The organism is uncultured Psychromonas sp. (assembly GCF_947489755.1).
In the GTDB taxonomy this organism is placed as follows: Bacteria; Pseudomonadota; Gammaproteobacteria; order Enterobacterales; family Psychromonadaceae; genus Psychromonas.
Genome location: NZ_CANLFB010000020.1, coordinates 43,752 through 63,242, shown reverse-complemented (window position 1 = coordinate 63,242; position 19,491 = coordinate 43,752). Strand labels below are relative to the sequence as shown.

General features: G+C 36.6%; 13 protein-coding genes. 10 read left to right on the top strand and 3 right to left on the bottom strand.

The window, feature by feature from the left end; translation table 11 throughout:
• Nucleotides 1–67 precede the first annotated feature (67 nt).
• The gene (locus tag Q0794_RS12315; RefSeq protein ID WP_298942297.1) at nucleotides 68–715 is read right to left on the bottom strand and encodes a DsbA family oxidoreductase; all 648 of its coding nucleotides are present in this window, start codon (nucleotides 713–715) and stop codon (nucleotides 68–70) included.
• 457 nt (nucleotides 716–1,172) lie between these two features.
• On the opposite strand from Q0794_RS12315, the gene Q0794_RS12310 reads away from it, so the two are divergent.
• The 5 genes from Q0794_RS12310 (at nucleotide 1,173) to Q0794_RS12290 (ending at nucleotide 7,894) form a co-directional block, all read left to right on the top strand.
• On the top strand, nucleotides 1,173–1,970 hold the full coding sequence (locus Q0794_RS12310; RefSeq protein WP_298942296.1) for a polysaccharide lyase family 7 protein: 798 nt from the start codon (nucleotides 1,173–1,175) through the stop codon (nucleotides 1,968–1,970).
• A gap of 93 nt (nucleotides 1,971–2,063) precedes the next feature.
• Nucleotides 2,064–3,464 carry a hypothetical protein gene (locus tag Q0794_RS12305; protein WP_298942294.1) on the top strand — a complete coding sequence of 467 codons (1,401 nt, stop codon included), beginning with the start codon at nucleotides 2,064–2,066 and terminating at the stop codon, nucleotides 3,462–3,464.
• Nucleotides 3,465–3,728: 264 nt separating this feature from the next.
• The gene (locus Q0794_RS12300; RefSeq protein ID WP_298942292.1) at nucleotides 3,729–5,102 is read left to right on the top strand and encodes an MATE family efflux transporter; all 1,374 of its coding nucleotides are present in this window, start codon (nucleotides 3,729–3,731) and stop codon (nucleotides 5,100–5,102) included.
• Between the two features lie 332 nt (nucleotides 5,103–5,434).
• Nucleotides 5,435–6,481: a polysaccharide lyase family 7 protein gene (locus Q0794_RS12295; protein WP_298942291.1), complete on the top strand. Its 1,047-nt coding sequence runs from the start codon at nucleotides 5,435–5,437 to the stop codon at nucleotides 6,479–6,481.
• Between the two features lie 324 nt (nucleotides 6,482–6,805).
• Nucleotides 6,806–7,894: a mannose-6-phosphate isomerase gene (locus Q0794_RS12290; RefSeq protein WP_298942289.1), complete on the top strand. Its 1,089-nt coding sequence runs from the start codon at nucleotides 6,806–6,808 to the stop codon at nucleotides 7,892–7,894.
• A gap of 202 nt (nucleotides 7,895–8,096) precedes the next feature.
• On the opposite strand, the gene uxuA is transcribed toward Q0794_RS12290, so the two are convergent.
• On the bottom strand, nucleotides 8,097–9,281 hold the full coding sequence (uxuA, locus tag Q0794_RS12285; RefSeq protein ID WP_298942287.1) for a mannonate dehydratase: 1,185 nt from the start codon (nucleotides 9,279–9,281) through the stop codon (nucleotides 8,097–8,099).
• Nucleotides 9,282–9,662: 381 nt separating this feature from the next.
• On the opposite strand from uxuA, the gene Q0794_RS12280 reads away from it, so the two are divergent.
• Entirely contained in the window at nucleotides 9,663–11,123 is a 1,461-nt protein-coding gene (locus Q0794_RS12280; protein WP_298942284.1) for a fructuronate reductase, read from the top strand.
• 228 nt (nucleotides 11,124–11,351) lie between these two features.
• Nucleotides 11,352–12,167, top strand: coding sequence for an FCD domain-containing protein (locus Q0794_RS12275; RefSeq protein ID WP_298942282.1), 816 nt, complete (start codon nucleotides 11,352–11,354; stop codon nucleotides 12,165–12,167).
• Between the two features lie 83 nt (nucleotides 12,168–12,250).
• Here Q0794_RS12275 and Q0794_RS12270 read toward each other — a convergent pair whose 3' ends face one another.
• Entirely contained in the window at nucleotides 12,251–14,383 is a 2,133-nt protein-coding gene (locus tag Q0794_RS12270; protein WP_298942341.1) for an MFS transporter, read from the bottom strand.
• 542 nt (nucleotides 14,384–14,925) lie between these two features.
• Here Q0794_RS12270 and poxB point away from each other — a divergent pair.
• The 3 genes from poxB (at nucleotide 14,926) to Q0794_RS12255 (ending at nucleotide 19,483) form a co-directional block, all read left to right on the top strand.
• The gene (gene poxB / locus Q0794_RS12265) at nucleotides 14,926–16,650 is read left to right on the top strand and encodes a ubiquinone-dependent pyruvate dehydrogenase (protein ID WP_298942281.1); all 1,725 of its coding nucleotides are present in this window, start codon (nucleotides 14,926–14,928) and stop codon (nucleotides 16,648–16,650) included.
• 400 nt (nucleotides 16,651–17,050) lie between these two features.
• On the top strand, nucleotides 17,051–18,307 hold the full coding sequence (gene codB / locus Q0794_RS12260) for a cytosine permease (protein WP_298942280.1): 1,257 nt from the start codon (nucleotides 17,051–17,053) through the stop codon (nucleotides 18,305–18,307).
• 3 nt (nucleotides 18,308–18,310) lie between these two features.
• Nucleotides 18,311–19,483 (top strand): PucR family transcriptional regulator, encoded by a 1,173-nt coding sequence (locus Q0794_RS12255; RefSeq protein WP_298942278.1) that lies wholly within the window; start codon nucleotides 18,311–18,313, stop codon nucleotides 19,481–19,483.
• Nucleotides 19,484–19,491 lie beyond the last annotated feature (8 nt).

The following is a 19,491-nucleotide window of genomic DNA, read 5'->3' as shown; positions in this document are numbered from 1 at the left end:
TTAAACAATTAAGTGAACTTTATTATTACGAGCGAGGACATTTAACCCAGCTCGCTAATTTCAATTATTAAAGTTCTGCTAACAACTCGGTCAATACTTGCTTATAAGCTTCAACGGGTTGTGCACCAGATAATGCACTACTACGGTTAAATACCACCGCTGGTACTGCTGAAATACCTAAACCTTGCCAAAACCTTTCGTGTTCTATGACTTGATCACGATACTTAGCTTCTTCTAATCTCACTTCAGCTTCCTCTACATCTAGCCCTATTTTGGCCACGATACTGAGTAGTATTTCACGATTAGATACATCTTTTTGATCGGTAAACGCGGCCGTAAAAAAGGCAAGTTTCAACTCAGTTTGCTTCCCATGCTCATAAGCATATTCTAATAAAATATGAGCATCACGTGTATTCACTATTTTCATTTCTTCAAAAAAGTTAAAAGTAAAACCAACTTCAGCGCCTCGTTGGCTAATATTAATACGAGACTTATCGCTGTCTTCTCTTGATGAACCATACTTCTCAGCAACATGTTCACGTAAATCTTGGCCTTCAGGAGGCATGTTTGGATTAAGTTCAAAAGGCTGCCATTGCAACTCAATCTTATCGGCAATACCTAGCTCATCGATCGCAGTTTGCAGGTTTTTATAGCCAATGATGCACCAAGGGCAAACGACATCAGAAACCACATCTAACTGAATTTTATTACTCATCACAACCTCACATAATGTATTTTGCCAATATAATCCCAAAATATTCTAGCACTCGAATAGCGGTATTAGCATGATTAACAGCTAATATAACCATATAAGAACGATCGTTCAACATTTTGTTAAAACAAAGTTTATTTTCAAGTTTAAAATTAAATGAGAAGAAAAATAATAAAAATGAAGATCAATATAATTTATTCAAACTCAAAATACCGCCCAAAGAGTGACCAAGATCCGTAGCGACAACACACTGATATTACGAATAAAAGTGATACAAAGCTCATAAACAACACCATAATTGTATTATTTTATGATTAATATCCAACTTTATAAAAACCTGATTTGTACAAAAATAAACCAAAGATAAGCTATTTCCCACTTGCTAAAGGCCATTAGCAAAAAATAAAAATAATTAACGACCACATTAATTTCACTGATACGAATAAAAAAGGATTCACCAATGATGCCGTTTAACAAAAGAATTTCTCTCTCAGTTGCAGCCGTTGCAACATCAGTTTTTTTATTACCGATGCAAGCAATAGCAGATTCTGCGCCTTATGATTATGGCACTAAATATCAATCAGTATTGAATGATTCTAAACTTCAAGCGCCTGATAGTTCAACAGTAGCGATTGCACAGGGAGACTTTGAAGGTACTTACAATGAGTATTTTTATATTCCTAGCAGTGGCAATAAATGGTTAACATTTCAAATTGGTCCAGATGAAAAGATGCGTTCTGAATTACGCCAAATGGAGAATTGGTACACGAGTGATACAAGCTACAACAAAATGATTGGCGAAGTATTGTTGCTCGAAAAAGGCACTGCAGATGAAGTAACATTAATGCAGATCCACGATGATGCTAATGCCGCGGTGGACGAAGGTGAAGATAAAATTAACAAGCCACTAGTACGCATTGCTTGGCTTGAAGAACAAAAAGAAACGGGTGCATCATCAAAAACCTACGATTCATATTTTGCAATCGTAAAAACAGGGACTTGTGCATCAAGCTGTAGTGATTATGTAAAATATAAATTAGCTGATTATTCAGCAACAGAAGCCGTTAAGTTTGAAATTAAAGTGGCAAACAATCAGTTAACAATTAAGGTTAACGGTGTCGCTCATGAAGAGTTTAATAATTTTGATGTAAGTTACTGGGACGGCCTACCGAGTTACTTTAAAGCAGGTGCTTATATTCAATCAGATACATCGCCTGATGTTGAAGTTCAGTTCTCTAGTTTAAAATATTACGACTAAATTTGATTATAATAATAAGGGTCTAATAGGCCCTTATTATGATGATTAAGTACATAAAACCATTCACCTGAATCAACGTAGATAATCAGTGATATGACATTATTAAAACCCTTTCTTTTTATCATTTCTATAGTAGCGTTAATAACATTATTTTATTTCGTTTCTTCTGCAAACACTTTTACTGAAGAAGGAAAATTATTACCTAGAAAAGAACAAAGCAACGTAGCGCAAAAAAATAAAGTGTCTATTAATGAAGAAAAATCGACAACTCACAAACAAAATACTATAGAAATAAACACTGCAATAGATAGACAAAAAAATGCTCTTTATATCGAATTTTTAGATATTTTGCAGATAAGCGACACATCTGTGCAACAACTCTGGCTGCAATTGTTATTCCAACAACAAATTCAAAAAAGCCCTACTAACTTAATTACATTTTTAGCCAATTTAGATAATAACAGAGAAAGAGAAGTAGCCTATTATGCAGCACTTACCATTTGGGTTGAAACTGACTTAACAGGATTCAAACAATGGGAGCCTTTGATTATTAAAGATGACAGCACAGATCAAGCTTATGCCGCAATATCAGTATTGCCGTTATCCAAAATCGATATATCAAGTGCATTACTTTGGGTAAATCATATTCAATCAACAAACTTGCGTAATACAACAATTCAACAAGTAATAACAAAACATGCACCTTACCAAGGTTTAAAACTAATCCGCTGGGCTTTATATAACGAACAAAATAAGCGTTATTTAAATACGATATACAACAGTATTAACCATCATTCTCCGACTCAGGCTTTACAGTTATTTAATGAAATAGATATGGAAAAAATACAACTACAAAAAAATATCTTAATGCAGATTGGTTTATCGTTACCTGTTAATAAAATCGATGACTCTTTGATAGTTGCAATAGAGATGATGCAAAATAAAGATTTACGTGAGTTTATGGCACATATAGCGTTACCGCGATTAATAAAAAGTGGCAAAATTGACAATATAGATCAACTATTACAAGCCGTTTATTCAGCTAAAGCATACCCAATACAACAAAGCCGACTGGTTGCTAAATGGGCAAAAACAGCACCAGAAGTAGCAATACAATACAGTGAAACAATAAAGCCAGATCAACAACGTAAAATAGCCATGGCTTCAGTAATAAAAGAGTGGGCGATAAGGGACATTCGAATAGCAAATGAATGGCTTAATCAACAAAGCCAATGGGATGACGTAGAACTCGCTGCAGTTAAAATAGCGACTATTGCAGCTTCATCAAACGAATCCATAGATATTGCTTTGCAATGGTTACCTTTTATTAAAACAGCTACACTACAAAGTGAAACACAACAAAGAGTGATTAAAAGTTGGTATAGCTATGATCAGCAGAGTGCCCTTACTTATCTAGAACAAACCAATTTATTAACCTTCCAACAAAAAACGACAATGAATAATACGTTAACTAGCATTAAGGTTAAGTATTAAATAAGTTAAAATTAGGTACCGCCCTGTTAAATAATGACAGTAGTCAAAGCACCAATAAATTAAAGTTATTATAATACTATTAAACATAGTTTCAACCAGTTATTATTATAATAATGACAGTGAAAATATACGGATATAAAAAGCACTTATTATTCATATAAACTAAAAATAATTATCACTGACAATTAAACATAGCTAACAATTGAATATCATTAACAAAATTGAGCTGTGCTTTCTTTATTGCTATTAAGTTAAGGTTTATCTGTGTCTTCCCAATCCTATGTTAAAAAGAACCTATCACTCGCTTGGCCATTAGCGCTAAACGGCTTATTAATGCAGTCGATGTTAATGATAGATACTTTATTAGTCTCTCCTTTAGGTGAAATCCCTTTAGCTGCAATGGGTATATCCACTGCGATTGTCGCTGCAATTCTGGGTATTCAAATGGCATTGGCTAATGGCACACAATTGGTATTAAGTCGTGCTGTAGGAGCCGGAAATCAAGCGTCATTATCTAAAGGGCTTTGGTCAGGGATGTTCATTAATGGTTCTGTTGCTTTGCTTTTTTGGATCCTATTAACCTTCTTCGATCTTCCCTTAATAGCGGCGTTAACTGACAATGTATCCCTACATCAAGAGATTTCAGATTACTTAAATATATCGAAATACATCATACTGTTTACTGCCATTACACAAGTCATGATTGCTTTATTCAATGGCTTAGGGAAAACGAAAATTCCTTTTAAAGGTTACCTTATTGAGTTGCCAATCAATGCTTTGTTCTCTTATGTGTTAATACACGGTTACTCTTTTTCAGAGGGAATAACATTAACAGGCTTAGGCGTTCAAGGCGCAGCAATAGGTAGCATAATAGCGATAACAGTGCGCATGATTTACCTTGGTTTATACGTCTATATAGACCCAGATTTAAGGCTAACTACGCCACGCCGAGACATCTCGATGTTGCGTAATATACGCTCACATTTTGTAGAAATTTTCCCTATTGCAGCCAACGTTACCATTTTATTAATTGGAGCTACCGTCTATCAATTACTATATTCGCAATTAGCCATTAATGCTTATGTAGCAATCACCTTAGTCATGCCGTGGATTCGAGCAGGTACACAGTTTATAGCAGCCTGGTCTCATTCATCAGCGATCACTATTAGCCAAGCGATTGGCTCTAAAAAGATGGATGATTTAACAAAAAATGTAGATACCAGTATTGATATTGCCGTCATCATTTCAGTTATATGTGCCGTACTTTTTGCTATCATGAGCTTCTTTATGGCCGATATTTACCCTGAACTGGATGACACCACCTATCAAGCTTTAGCAGTGATCGCCCCACTTTATATCTTCTTACCTATTGTGCGCGGCTACAATACTGTTCATGGTAATATCTTACGCGCAGTGGGTAAAACAACAGCAGTCTTTAAAATTAATTTCACAGGACAGTGGATTATTTCTATCCCATTATGTGCCTTTATTGTTTTAGGATTAGACGCTTCAATTTTCTGGGCTTTTGCAATACAGCCTTTTGAAGAAGTCGTAAAAGCTATTCCATTCAGACAGTTAGCAAGAAAGTCATTAAAAGAATTTGATTTAGAAAAAGCACAAAAATTAATGTATGACTAACCTTAACGCACGATTTTAATTAGACTATGCACAACCGAAGCTTACTTTTCATTGGCATAATCAGTCATTATTTACTTGGTAAAACGGCTTTATTTTAACCTCGATTAATCAAAATATGATTGAGTAGTCCATAAACGAATTAATCGCGTAACGAACAAAAAATAAGCCGATCAACATCTCAAAATTCTGACACAGATATCTCAAATATTTGATCTAACCACAAGATCTGATTTTTAGTATGTGATCAATCAAACACATCCCATTAACTTAACTTTCTTTCAAATTCCGCCTGATTATTATGTGTGACAATAATACATAAAGGGGATTGTAAAATGAAAAAAACACTTGTTATTGCTGGTTCACTATTACTGACTTTACCTACTATTGCTTTAGCAGATATTGCTAACAATGGCGTATCGTATCCTGTACCTGCAGACAAATTTGATATGACAAATTGGAAAATCACTATTCCTTCAGATATCAATAAAGATGGCAAAGTCGACGAAATCGAAGGCGTTGCTATGTTGAGTTACTCACATGAAGATTTTTTCTTTTTAGATAAAGACGGTAACATGGTCTTTGAAGTACAAAATGAAGCAGTGACGACTAAAAACTCTAAAAATGCACGTTCAGAGTTACGTCAAATGCCTCGTGGCGCTAAGTTTGATATTGACACAGCTGCACCAAAAAATAACTTTGCACTTGCAAGCAACCTTAAAGCTGCTGATTACAGTCAAGTTGGTGGAACATTATCTGCAACATTAAAAGTTAATCACGTATCTGTTAATGCAAAATTTCCAGAACGACCAGCTGCACACTCTGTTGTTGTAGGCCAAATTCATGCTAAAAAATACAATGACCAAATCAAAGCAAAAACAGGATTCGGACACGGTAACGAACCACTAAAAATATTCTTTAAAAAATTCCCAGATCAAAAATATGGTTCAGTTTTCTGGAACTACGAACGTAACCTAGCGAAAAAAGATCCAAACCGTGCAGATATTGCTTATCCAGTATGGGGTAACACATGGGATAACCTTGCTGCACCAGGTGAAGCAGGAATCGCCTTAGGTGAAGAATTTAGCTACGTTGTAGATGTTAAGGGCGATATTATGCACCTTACCTTTGAAACGGCACGTCATAAAACAGTGACTTACAATATTGACCTAAGTAAAGGTGTTGACGAAAAAGACTCTCCAACAGGTTACGCACAAGACGCTTTCTACTTCAAAGCGGGTGCGTACGGACAGTGTAGTGTAAATGATACACATCCTGTTTGGGGTCCTGGTTGTGCAGGTACAGGTGACTTCGCTGTTGATAAAAAGAACGGCGATTACAATAGCGTAAGCTTCTCTGCACTTAAATTAAACGGTAAATAATCGAGTAACTAGCTATTTTACATAGCCTTATTAAATAATAATTTTACCTATACATAAAAGCCTATTTCAATGAAATAGGCTTTTACTATTCCACACACACTCATAACTGGCATACCAATAAAAACAAAACAAGCCTAGTTCACAACTGTTACATAGCATTTTTTAAAAAACAACATTTGGTAAACCAATTGCAGTATAATAATGCCATTCTTAACACTTCCATTAATATCGGTCAGAACAAACAACCTTTTAATTAAACAATTAAGAACACTTAATACAAAAAGCACTGACATAAATATAAGGCTTTAATCAGGAGAGCATCTTATGCATTACAAAGGACAATTAATCACTTTCGCACCTAACAGAGTATGGCGCTCTTATGTTGGTGGAAAAACACTTGATGGCCTACAAAATGTGGAAGAGCCAACTGATGCCCACTTCCCTGAAGAGTGGATAGCCTCTACGACTCGAGCAGTAAACCCCGGCAGAGAATCACATGTAGAAGGCATATCAACAGCGTTAATATCATCTCAAGGCACTGACTTTGGAGCATTAATTCAGTCAGATCCGGATTATTTTTTAGGCCCAAAGCATGCTAAGAAATACACGAAGAACCCAATGGTACTGGTAAAGTATTTAGACTCTTCTGTAAGATTACACTTTCAAGCACACCCAACGGCTGAGTTTGCAAAACTACATTTAAACTCAAACTCGGGCAAAGCAGAAGCTTATTACATACTTGATATTAGAGAAGATGTCTCAGACCCTTATATTTACTTAGGCTTCCAAAATCCACCTAGTCGTGAAGATTTTAAAGACATGATTGAAAATCAAGACATGGAGAAAATAGAAGCGTGCTTTAAGAAAATCCCCGTCAAACCAAATGATTGCTTTTATATCCCAGGCGGCATGCCTCATGCCATTGGCGAAGGTATTTTAATGATTGAAGTGATGGAACCTTCTGATTGGGCTGTAAGGTTTGAGTTTGAGAAGTCTGGTTATACTTTGCCTGAAGAGGCGCGATTTATGAAAAGAGGCTTAGATTTTTGTTTAGATGTATTTGATTATACTCAATATACGCCTGAATATATCAAAGAGCATTTTCAACAAAAAGCACAGAAAGTAACGCAATATAATGATCATTCTTACAAAGAGTCTTTAGTGGGTAGCCAAGCCACTGATCGATTTAGAATTTGTAAATCGACAATTAAAGGAAGTGTTCAGAAAATAGAAGACGAGTTCTTTATCGGTGTGATCACTAAAGGCTCATGTACTATAAAAACCGGGACTGAGTCTTTGACGCTATCGCAATATGATACTTTCTTCTGCCCTTACGGCCTTGAGGAATTTACTATTACTTCAAGTGATGGTGTAGAAATTATCGAGTGTTACCCACCTTTAAGCGATCAATAAATAATTTATTTCTCTCCCATCTCGAGTGGGGGAGAAACCTCTATAAAAGCATTTAACAATAAAGCAAAAAAAACATTTATTATCAATACTTTAATTAAAATAAAAGATAGTGTTAGATAAATATCAAGACATAAAAAAACCGAGCTTTTAAATGCTCGGTCAAGTTACAATAGAAAATAACGTATGTAATACTATTAAAAAGCTACGTCTTAAAAAAGCTACGTTTTAACCCCATTTCTAAACCTCTAATCTCCGCTAACCCTTTTAATCTACCAATTGCAGAATATCCAGGATTCGTTTCTTTTCGTAAATCATCCAACATTTGATGGCCATGATCAGGACGCATAGGGATCGCACGACCTTCCCCGTTATTCTCTCTACGATGCTCTTCTTCAAGGATCGCCATGACAACATTGTACATATCAACATCACCATTAAGGTGTGCCGCTTCATGGAAGCTCATTGGGTTATCTTCTCGCATTGTCGAACGCAAATGCGTGAAGTAAATACGACTTCCATACTGTTTAATCATATTAACTAAATCATTATCACCACGCACACCGTAAGAACCCGTACACATAGTTAATCCATTTTGTTGGCTTGGAATCTCAGTCGTTAGCCATTCAATATCTTCAATGGTTGAAACAATACGTGGCAAGCCAAGAATAGGACGTGGTGGATCGTCAGGATGTACTGCCATCTTTAAACCAGTGGCATCACAAACAGGCATTAAAGATTTCAAAAAGTACGCTAAATGTTCACGTAATTTATCTTTACTGATGCCATTATAACGGTCTAGTTGAGCCTGAAATTCAACTAACGTATAACCTTCTTCTGCGCCGGGTAAACCTGCGATGATATTGGAGGTTAACTTATCAATATCAGCTTGAGTCATGTTATTAAAGTAAACTTGTGCCTGTGCAATCTCTTCTGGCGTGTAAGCGGACTCTGCACCAGGTCTTTTTAATATATGGAGTTCAAATGCAGCAAAAGCAATTTGATCAAAACGTAAGGCGCGAGAACCATCTTCCATCTCAAAAGCAAGATCGGTACGCGTCCAATCTAATACAGGCATAAAGTTATAACAAACGGTATCAATACCACTTTTAGCAAGGTTTTCAATGGTTTGCTTATAATTATCTATCCATTGCTGAAAGTTACCTGTTTGGGTTTTAATTTCTTCATGGACAGGAACACTCTCAACAACAGACCAAGTTAAGCCTTTCTCTTCGATTATTGCTTTACGCTTTAGAATCTCTTCAACGGTCCAGACTTCACCGTTTTTAATATGATGCAAAGCATTCACAATACCCGTCGCGCCAGCTTGTTTAATATCATCCAAAGAAACGGGATCGTTTGGTCCATACCAACGCCAAGTCTGTTCCATTATTTACCTCTCTACACTCATTTCCATATTCATTTCTACGTTAATATTCGCTTATATTTATTGCTAATAATTAATAAAAACAAAAATTGGAATTCCAATTAAAAGACCATTTACCCATTAAATATAAGGGATAGCAGTGAATTTCGCAATATAAAAACAAGCACTGGTTTACCAAATATAAAAAATAATATAGATTGCATACCAATAATGCGATATTGCTCTACCACTTATAATTTAATCTTAAAGTGTTTTAATGTAACCACAGAGCCTATTACTTGAATTCAAGCTTAAATTTGATCGTCCAATAATTAAAAATTAACAACAACTTCAACTTAGTAAAATAGATGATTTGTTACTGATGTTGATGAGTCCGGAGAAATTATGTCAATCACAAAGCCACCTTTAAAAACAACCGTTATCGCTAGCCAAGTTGACCAAGCGACGTTGAAAACACGTATTGTACATATTGGGTTTGGGGCATTTCACCGAGCGCATCAAGCGTTATATACCAATGAAATGCTTGAAAAAACACAATCTGACTGGGGTATTTGCGAAGTTAATTTATTCACTGGCAGTGACATCATTAAAAAACTCCGTTTACAAAATCATCGCTATTTAGTCGCTGAAAAAGGCGCTAACGAAAATATAATTAAAATGGTAGGTTCGATCAAAGAATCGCTCCATCCTAAATTAGATAGTCAACAGGCGATTATTGAAAAAATGGCCGAAGAACAAGTCTCCATTGTCTCTATGACGATTACAGAAAAAGGCTATTGTGTTGACCATTCAACAGGTCAACTAGACCCAACTAACTCACTTATTATTCATGACTTAGAAAATCCAAGTGAACCTAACTCAGCGATTGGTTATATTGTTGAGGCACTGCGTTTACGTAAACAACGAGGGCTAAAAGGTTTTTCTGTTATGTCATGTGACAATGTACAAGAAAATGGTCACGTAGCGAAAGCCGCTGTATTAGGTTTTGCAACATTATTAGATACACAACTTGCTCAATGGATAGAAGATAACACAAGCTTCCCTTGTACTATGGTCGATCGCATCGTTCCTGCAGTAACACCCGAAACACTTATTGAAATAGCAAAGTTATCTGGTACCAACGACCCTTGTGCCGTTGCTTGTGAACCTTTCCGCCAGTGGGTTATTGAAGATAACTTTATTCAAGGCAGACCAGATTGGAATGTTGCGGGCGCTGAATTTGTTAAGGATGTTGTCCCATTTGAAGAAATGAAATTAAGAATGCTTAACGGCACCCATTCATTTCTTGCTTATTTAGGCTATCTCGGTGGTTATACCCATATTTCAGATACCATGACCAATCAAGCATATCGAAATGCAGCCTTTGATATGATGTTAAAAGCTCAAGCTGTTACGTTAACTATGCCAGAAGGAACCGACTTAGAAGACTATGCTTCATCCCTTATTCAACGCTTTGCCAATCCATCGCTAAAGCACCAAACATGGCAAATAGCGATGGATGGTAGTCAAAAAATACCACAACGATTCGGTGCTTCACTCAAGTTTCATTTAGACAACGGTAGTGACTATAAATGGATAGCAATCGCCATCGCTGGTTGGATGCGCTATGTAAAAGGCATCGACGAACGGGGCAATGCCATTGATGTTAAAGATCCATTAGCAAAAAAGTTTTGTACCATTAATGCTAATCATATTGACCCAACAGAACGCGTTAAAGCCTTTCTTTCCATTGAAAGTATTTTTGACCCTTCTTTATTATTGAACACAGCATTTGTAAACACCTTAACCAAAGCTTATATGCTTGTTAATACTAAAGGTGCTTGTTACGCTGTTTCAACGCTATAAAAAAAGCGGTTAAATTAAAAAACGTAAAACACTGAAAAGGCTTAGCTTAAAAGCCTTTTCAGTGTTTTATTGTTACTAATATTTTAAACTCATTAGCTTAATTGATAGAAAGATAATCTGGAAAACTAAGTTCTCATTTCTTTCCTTCAATATTGAAATAGATAGAGTTATTTTGGTTTTTCTATACACTATTCCTCCTTAAATTTAATTAACTGAGAAACTATTAAGATGTCTATTAATCATGCTCAATCACAATCACCTAACACTCGACGTTACGTGGTCATTGGTACTGAATTAAGAGACCAGTTATCTCAGAATATTTATAAAGTTGGCGATCGCTTACCAACAGAACGTGATATTGCTGAATCCTATGGTGTTAGCCGCACGGTAATTCGTGAAGCTATTATCATGTTAGAAATTGAAGGTTTAGTAGAAGTACGTAAAGGCTCTGGCGTTTATGTCATCAACTTACCACAGCCTGATAATGCGCCTCAAAGTGACACGAACAATTCAATTGATGCAACAATGTTATCTGCCTTTTCAGGTTTAACAGGTACCGATATCGGCCCTTTTGAGCTATTACAGGCACGCCAACTCATAGAAAGTAATATCGTAGAGTTTGCGGCGCATCAAATTACTAAATCTGAAATCAGCGCAATGCGCAAAGTCCTTGAAAAAGAAAAGGAAGCATTAGCAAATGGTAATAGTAACGAAGAATACGATCGTGATTTTCATATCTTGATTGCAGAAGCCACAAAGAATACTTTTCTAGTGGATATGGTCAAACTGATGTGGAGAATACGAGAAGAGAGTTTAATGTGGGCACAATTACATGCCCATATTGATACTAAAGATTACCGACAAACCTGGTTAAATGATCACGCGTTAATCTTAGCCGCGTTGCAAAAGAAAGATGCAGTAACCGCTAAAAAAGCAATGTGGGGTCATTTAGAGAATGTAAAAACCACCTTACTGTCATTATCTGATGTAGAAGATGAAAATTTCGATGGTTACTTATTTGATTCTTATCCTTTAGGAAAGTAGTTAACTAAAAAATCTCAATGGTTTATTACCTTGGCTTATTAACAAGAGCAATCCAAGTTAATAAGCCTGAAAAAATAAAACCATTAACTATCAAGTTTCTGCGTTTCCACCGCATCTGATAATTGTTCTTCTATCGAATTCTCTTCTGGTTTATCGTCAATTGATGCACTTAAATCACCGCTATCAACCGCGTCGGCGTCTTGCAACAACTCAACCATTTCGGAAGCCACTTCAGGCACGGAATCAATAAAGGTACTAGCAACGTCTACCGCATATTCAGGCATATTCTCTACTACTTGAGATAAATAATCGTTAACCGCGTCTTCGATATTTTCAGCTGAATCCGTATTATCTTTCTGCTCATTTTCACCTTCAATCAAGTTACTCACATAGGCTTCTGCAACCATATTAGAAGATTCAGGTAACGCTTCAGAGACTGTTAATGCAATTTCAGCAGAATGCTCAGGCGACACATCACTTAAACGATTATACAACTCAGTCGCCGTTTGTTCAGACTCTGCAGCACTTCTATCGACCGGACGCATTTCATCTAAAGAGTCAGAAAATTCAGTCATGTATTGTTCTGTCATTTGTAATAATTGCTCAGGATCTTCATCAGACATATTTTCAGCAGCATACTCCATGACACCAATACCGTTGTCTGGCATTGAGTTTGCAATCGCAACAATAATACTGGTTAATTGTTCAGGATGATCATTGGTTATCCAGTCAACTAATTCTTCAGCTTGTTCAGGAGAAGCGGTGGTTAATGCTTCGGCAATATGTACAGCCATTTCAGGGGCTGCAGTGGTGATCGCCGCATATAGTTTACCAATATTGATTTCATCAATAGTACTCAAAGCCGCCGCTAAATGTGATGCATTTTGAGGATCTTTTAATGCCAACGCTTTAGCCATATTGACCGCAATAGCTGGGTTCTTAGTCGCAAGGCTAATCGCCACATCCACTTCTGCACTTTGTTTAAACACTGGCTCAATATAATCTGTACGAGGGTCGAGCACTGAAACTGCACCAGAAGGCGTCTGCATCACGAAGTTATCTTGATCTTCTTGCGGTAACGCAGAACGTTGTTTCATGCGTATCATAATGAAAATAAGCAAAGTACTCGCGCCAATAATCATAAAAGAAAATAACGCTTCGCTGCCAAACCATTTCATCGTTAACGAGGCAAGGTATGGCCCCAAAATACTGCCACAAGCATAAATAACTAATAGTGAAGACATCGCAGATAGAATTTGTGTTTTTAAGACTTTATCAAAGGTTTCCGACATACTCATCGGATACAAACAAGCCGCAACACCAGTAATCACAGCGATCGCGAATAGCGTTAAATTAAACATATCTAATGCCATTAAAAACGGAATGCTTAGGGAAGCTAAGATAATCGTTGAAACCATGCCCAGCATGATTTTTCGACGGTCAAAATGATCAGAAAGGTAAGCGATAGGATATTGGAATATGATGGCCCCTAAAATCGCAGAGCCCATAAAAATCGATAAATTAAGATTCTGAATACCGTGGTCATTAGCAAAAATAGGTAACATATTCAGTAAACCTGCGTAGAGTAAACCACAGTAAAAACAACTTACTACACCTAGAGGCGATAATTTTGCAATGGTAATTAAAGACATCGACTCACTGTCTTCAATAATCGGCCCTTGTTGTTTGCTGATCACAATAGGCGTAATCGCTAAGCTGAATAAAACACCTGAAATAACAAATAAAACCATGCCATCAATAGGCGCAACACTGAGTAAAAACTGCCCTGAAAACAATGCACTCATTAATACCATCTGGTTAATAGAGAGTATTCGTCCTCTATTTTTTTCCGTCGCGCTAAAGCTTAACCAACTATCAAGCGTTGCATTGGTACAAGCAATACAAAAACCAGTCAATACTCGCATCAGGCCAAGTACATAAGGGTCAGGGAAAAGACCTGAAATTAAAATGGCCACTGAGGTTAAACTACCGCACATCGCAAAAATTCTAATGTGCCCTACTCGTTGCAACAACTTACGGCTGTAATATGAACCGGCTAAGAACCCCACCGACAACATCGATAACACCAGACCAATATTATCAACACTAATACCGTCATTCTGCATACGCACAGGTAATAAAATATTGCTCAAGCCATAACCTGTCATTAATAAAAAACAGCTTATTAGCAGAAGAAAGAAAGGTTTAATCGTCATTATCACGGGGCAATTCTCTTATTTTTTAGCGGCTTTATTGCTCCTAAACAGATACTAACGAACGGCACTTTTCAGAAGAAAGGAAATAGGTATCCGATTGTTCAAACAATCGACAAGAAAGTTAAATATAAAGGAAAAATAGACAACAAAAAAGACAAAGATTAGTCCACCAGCATTATATTAGTGCTTTATAACACCATTTGAATTTTCCAACTAAAAAAACATCATTTGAACTGATAAAAATTCTTTCCAATAACGTAAATATTTTTATATTGAAGCATTTAAAAAAACAGCAATAACCAATCTAATCCGTTTTAAAATAAGGGTTTTATGTTTTAGGTCTCACTTTTCAGCCCTCTTTATTCTCTCAGCGAATATTAAAATCTCCTCTTATAACAAAGTATTACAAAGGATATCGCCACTACCATTGTGAAAAACGCCTCTCAAGAGGATGATAATTGTATAGATCTTATGTTTATCATTGGCTCTATTACCCACAATATATTTTTTTATATAAATATAATACTGAGGAGCATCTTAATATGAGTCAAAGTATCGCAAGTTTTATTACTCAAACCCTTGAACAAGCTGGTGTAAAGCGAATTTGGGGAGTAACTGGCGATTCACTCAACGGAATAAGTGATAGTTTACGAAAAATGGGCACAATAGAATGGTTAGGAACACGCCATGAAGAAGCAGCCGCTTTTGCCGCAGGGGCAGAAGCACACATTTCAGGAGAACTAGCCGTCTGTGCAGGATCATGTGGACCTGGTAATTTACATTTAATCAATGGTTTATTCGATTGTCATCGTAATAAAGTACCCGTACTCGCGATCGCAGCACACATACCTTCTTCAGAAATTGGCTCGAGTTATTTCCAAGAGACTCATCCACAAGAATTATTCAAAGAATGTAGCGTATTTTGTGAGCTAGTCTCTAATCCAGAGCAAATGCCCTACATGTTAGAAACGGCGATGCGCCAAGCGATTTTACATAATGATGTGAGCGTACTTGTTTTGCCTGGTGATGTAGCACTTAAAGCAATGCCTGAAGGGACATCGGCGAAATGGAATCATCCTAAATCCGCCACCTACATGCCAAATATTGCAGATATCAATGAAATGGCAGATAGACTGAATCAAAGTAAAAAAGTGACATTACTATGTGGCGCTGGTTGTAAAGATGCACATGATGAGATCGTTGCACTAGCTGAAAAACTACAAGCGCCTATTGTGCATGCGATGCGCGGTAAAGAATACCTTGAATATGACAATCCATATGATGTTGGTATGACTGGGCTAATCGGTTTTTCATCGGGTTATCATGCGATGCAACAAGCAGATACTTTATTAATGATTGGTACAAGCTTTCCCTATAAAGCATTTTATCCTGAGAAGAGCACTATTCTACAGATTGACCATCAACCCGCTTCACTTGGACGACACGTACAAGTTGATTTTAGTGTGTTAGGTGATGCAAAAAATACGGTTGGTGGATTACTGAATCATATTAAAGGTGGTCGTAATGACAGTCATTTAAAGCAATGTATTAAAAACTATAAGTCCTCACGTCAAGATTTAGATTTATTAGCCAATGGTAAAACTTCTCATAATTTAATACATCCACAATACCTAACCCGTCTACTAGATGAACAAGCGGCAGAAGATACTATCTTTACCTGTGATGTTGGTACTCCGACCGTCTGGGCAGCACGCTATTTAACAATGAATGGTAAACGTCGATTAATTGGCTCGTTTAATCATGGCTCAATGGCAAATGCCCTATCCCAAGCAATGGGAGCACAATCATTGAACCGCGATCGACAAGTTATTGCAATGTGCGGCGATGGTGGTTTTTCAATGTTAATGGGCGATTTACTCTCTCTGAAACAACTTAACTTACCCATTAAAATCATTGTTTATAACAACCGTTCATTAGGCTTTGTTGCGATGGAAATGAAAGCTAGCGGCTATTTATCTGATGATACGGACTTAGATAACCCAAGCTTTGCAAAAATTGCAGAAGCCTGTGGATTAAAAGGTATTCATGTTAGTGATCCCGAAGCACTACCTGATGCTATGGCAGAAATGGTCGCACATAATGGCCCTGTTGTACTTGAAGTAGACACAGCAAAAGAAGAATTGGTCATGCCACCACAAATTAAACTTGAACAAGCAAAAGGGTTTAGTTTATACATGATGAAAGCGCTCATTAACGGTAAAGGTAATGAGATTGTTGAGTTAAGCAAAACTAACTGGTTGCGTTAACTTCAATTTATATGACGCTATTATTTAAAGCCTCACCATGAGGCTTTCCTTATCTCACATCACTTTATATTGCGCTTCTTATATTATTCTTCATATAAACCTTCTCCATATTATTAATTTACACGTCGATCATTTACTCATTATTTAGCTATGTATCTCATTCACATATAAATAGTAAAAATGCACAATAATAAGGCACAAACTGCCCATTAAACGTGCAATAACTTCATGAAATCAATTCAGCCTTCATTACACAAACACCATTATGTTCAAGTGGTACAAAAAACAATGAGATATGCACGCTTATTGCACAGCTATCTAATTTAAACCGTTCCTTTCTTAAACTGGCATAAATGTTGTAACCATAAGGTTAATATCAACTTAATAAAGGAATAATACTATGGATAGTAAAAATGATTTTCCACTTAGTGCCGTGCCAATTGACCAACGTAAAGGTTTATGGTCAATGATGTCTGTCTTACTTGGTTTTACCTTTTTTACTGCAACAATGTGGGCTGGGGGTAGTTTAGGCACAGCATTTAGTTTCTATGAGATCTTAGGTATTATTTTTATTGGTAATCTACTTTTAGGAAGTTATGCAGCAAGCCTTGCTTACATAGCCTACAAAACAGGCTTAAATACCGTGTTACTCGGCCGCTATAGCTTTGGTTTACAAGGTAGCAAGTTATCGGACTTTATATTAGGTTTTACTCAAATAGGTTGGTACGCGTGGGGTACAGCAACAATTGCTATTATTTTAGTGAAATTATTAGACCTATCTGCTGACTGGTCAACGCCTTTAATGCTGTTGTTTGGGTTTGGCTTTTGTATTAGCGCTTCAATAGGATATAAAGCAATGGCATTACTTTCTAAAATATCCGTACCTTTAATGTTATTTTTTATCGGCCTTTGCTTTTATAAAGGCATTATTGATGTGGGTGGGGTTGGTGAGTTAATTGCTAAGCAACCAATAGAAAGTATGACCATTGGTGCTGCTATCACAATGGTATTTGGTACCTTTGTGAGTGGTGGTACACAAGCGACTAATTGGAGCCGATTTGCTAAATCAGGAAAAATAGCCGTTGTTGCAACATTAGCTGCATTCTTTATAGGTAATGGATTAATGGTATTTGTGGGGGCATTTGGTGCGCTTGTTTATCAACAATCAGATATCGTCGATGTACTCGTATCTCAAGGTTTTATGTTAGCGGCAATTATCATGTTATTTACTAACATTTGGACAACTCAAGATAATACAATCTATAACTTTGCTGCTGCAGGTTGTAACTTATTACGTACAGAGAAACGTAAACTAATTACTGTTATTGGTGCTGCGCTGGGCACCGCTATGGCAATTATGGGTATGTATAATGTGCTCATTCCTTTCCTAATTTTACTCGGTACTTTTATTCCTCCTATTGGTGCAATTATTATGACTGATTTTTGGGTACGCTACCGCGGTAATATGCCTGCATTATCTGATATCAACCTGCCTAAATATAATATGCAAGGATTGTCTGCTTATGTGATTGGTTCAGCAGTTGCCTATTTTTCTCCTTGGATTGCACCACTGGTCGGAATTGTTGTTGCGTCAATCACTTATAGTATTTTGATATATGTAGAATCAACTAAATCAAACGCAGTACAAGGCGCTTAATTGATGATAAAAGTTCATTCACTTCCACTTATATCTGGACTCGAGGAGATTACATTAAAGGCAGGCAAACAAGGCTCTGAGAATATTATTCGATGGCCTTACATTGCCGAAAATAACGATATTGAAAACTGGGTTTATGGTGGTGAACTGATATTTGTGACAGGTTTAAATTGGCATTGGGAAACGAAAGACTTTATTCAGTTAATTCGTTTAGCAAAAAACAAAGATGTAAGTGGATTAGTTATTTTAACTCAATCACCTTACATTACATCAATAGCTGATGAAGTCATCGCTTTTGCCGATAAAGAAGGCTTTCCGTTGTTCGAGCAACCCTACGCTTTACCTATGGTAAAAGTAACAGAGCTACTCTCCAACTCAATTATTAAATCAGACCTAGCTCATCAATCAATCCGTTATTTAATGGAACATTTATTAGCAAGCACGAGCCCTGTAGAAATGACTCTCATCAAAGCAGTAGAATTTGGAATAGATACTACCTGTGCATTTTCCGCAGCAATGGTCGTCCCTAATAAATTACAAACAGGCGATCTTAGTCGGTGCCAATTTCTTTTAAATCAATTCTTATCAGACAACGGTAGCGCTTTTCCATTACTCGAATATCACCAAGGGTGGTTATTAACTTTACCCATTGAGCAAAGCGATAAAAATAACGAGTCTAACAAATGGAATATTTTATACAAAACACTCAATAAACAAGATTTTCGTTGTCACATCGGTATTAGTGAGGGACAAAGCTTAGATCAACTTCGGCGAGTCGCTTTAGAAGCAATACAGGCAGTTGACTTCTCTCTATACCAAGCAACAAATACAGTATTTGATTATCGAGACTTAGGGATATATCAATTATTCTCAGGCATCGAAGACTATGCTCAATTAGCTGTTTTTTGTCAGAAAAATTTAGGTGAATTATACAATCGTTTTGATAAACAAGCCGAACTATTAAAAAGTACATTAAATTGTTATTTTAAAAATTTAGGCTCTGTAAGACAAACGTCCACCGTGCTTAATATTCACCGAAACACACTCACCAACCGATTAAGTAAAATAGAAACGCTCACAGGTAACAGTTTAAACGACGCACAACAGCGCCTATGTTTACAAAATGCATTAGCAATGGAGCGACTCATCTTAACTAAACCTATCGAATCAAAATGAAATTTATT

Excerpts from the sequence above, each read along its gene's own strand:
- Q0794_RS12315 (WP_298942297.1), bottom strand. The coding sequence starts at position 715 with ATGAGTAATAAAATTCAGTTAGATGTGGTTTCTGATGTCGTTTGCCCT.
- Q0794_RS12310 (WP_298942296.1), top strand. The coding sequence starts at position 1,173 with ATGATGCCGTTTAACAAAAGAATTTCTCTCTCAGTTGCAGCCGTTGCA.
- Q0794_RS12305 (WP_298942294.1), top strand. The coding sequence starts at position 2,064 with ATGACATTATTAAAACCCTTTCTTTTTATCATTTCTATAGTAGCGTTA.
- Q0794_RS12295 (WP_298942291.1), top strand. The coding sequence starts at position 5,435 with ATGAAAAAAACACTTGTTATTGCTGGTTCACTATTACTGACTTTACCT.
- Q0794_RS12290 (WP_298942289.1), top strand. The coding sequence starts at position 6,806 with ATGCATTACAAAGGACAATTAATCACTTTCGCACCTAACAGAGTATGG.
- uxuA (WP_298942287.1), bottom strand. The coding sequence starts at position 9,281 with ATGGAACAGACTTGGCGTTGGTATGGACCAAACGATCCCGTTTCTTTG.
- Q0794_RS12280 (WP_298942284.1), top strand. The coding sequence starts at position 9,663 with ATGTCAATCACAAAGCCACCTTTAAAAACAACCGTTATCGCTAGCCAA.
- Q0794_RS12275 (WP_298942282.1), top strand. The coding sequence starts at position 11,352 with ATGTCTATTAATCATGCTCAATCACAATCACCTAACACTCGACGTTAC.
- Q0794_RS12270 (WP_298942341.1), bottom strand. The coding sequence starts at position 14,383 with ATGACGATTAAACCTTTCTTTCTTCTGCTAATAAGCTGTTTTTTATTA.
- poxB (WP_298942281.1), top strand. The coding sequence starts at position 14,926 with ATGAGTCAAAGTATCGCAAGTTTTATTACTCAAACCCTTGAACAAGCT.
- codB (WP_298942280.1), top strand. The coding sequence starts at position 17,051 with ATGGATAGTAAAAATGATTTTCCACTTAGTGCCGTGCCAATTGACCAA.
- Q0794_RS12255 (WP_298942278.1), top strand. The coding sequence starts at position 18,311 with ATGATAAAAGTTCATTCACTTCCACTTATATCTGGACTCGAGGAGATT.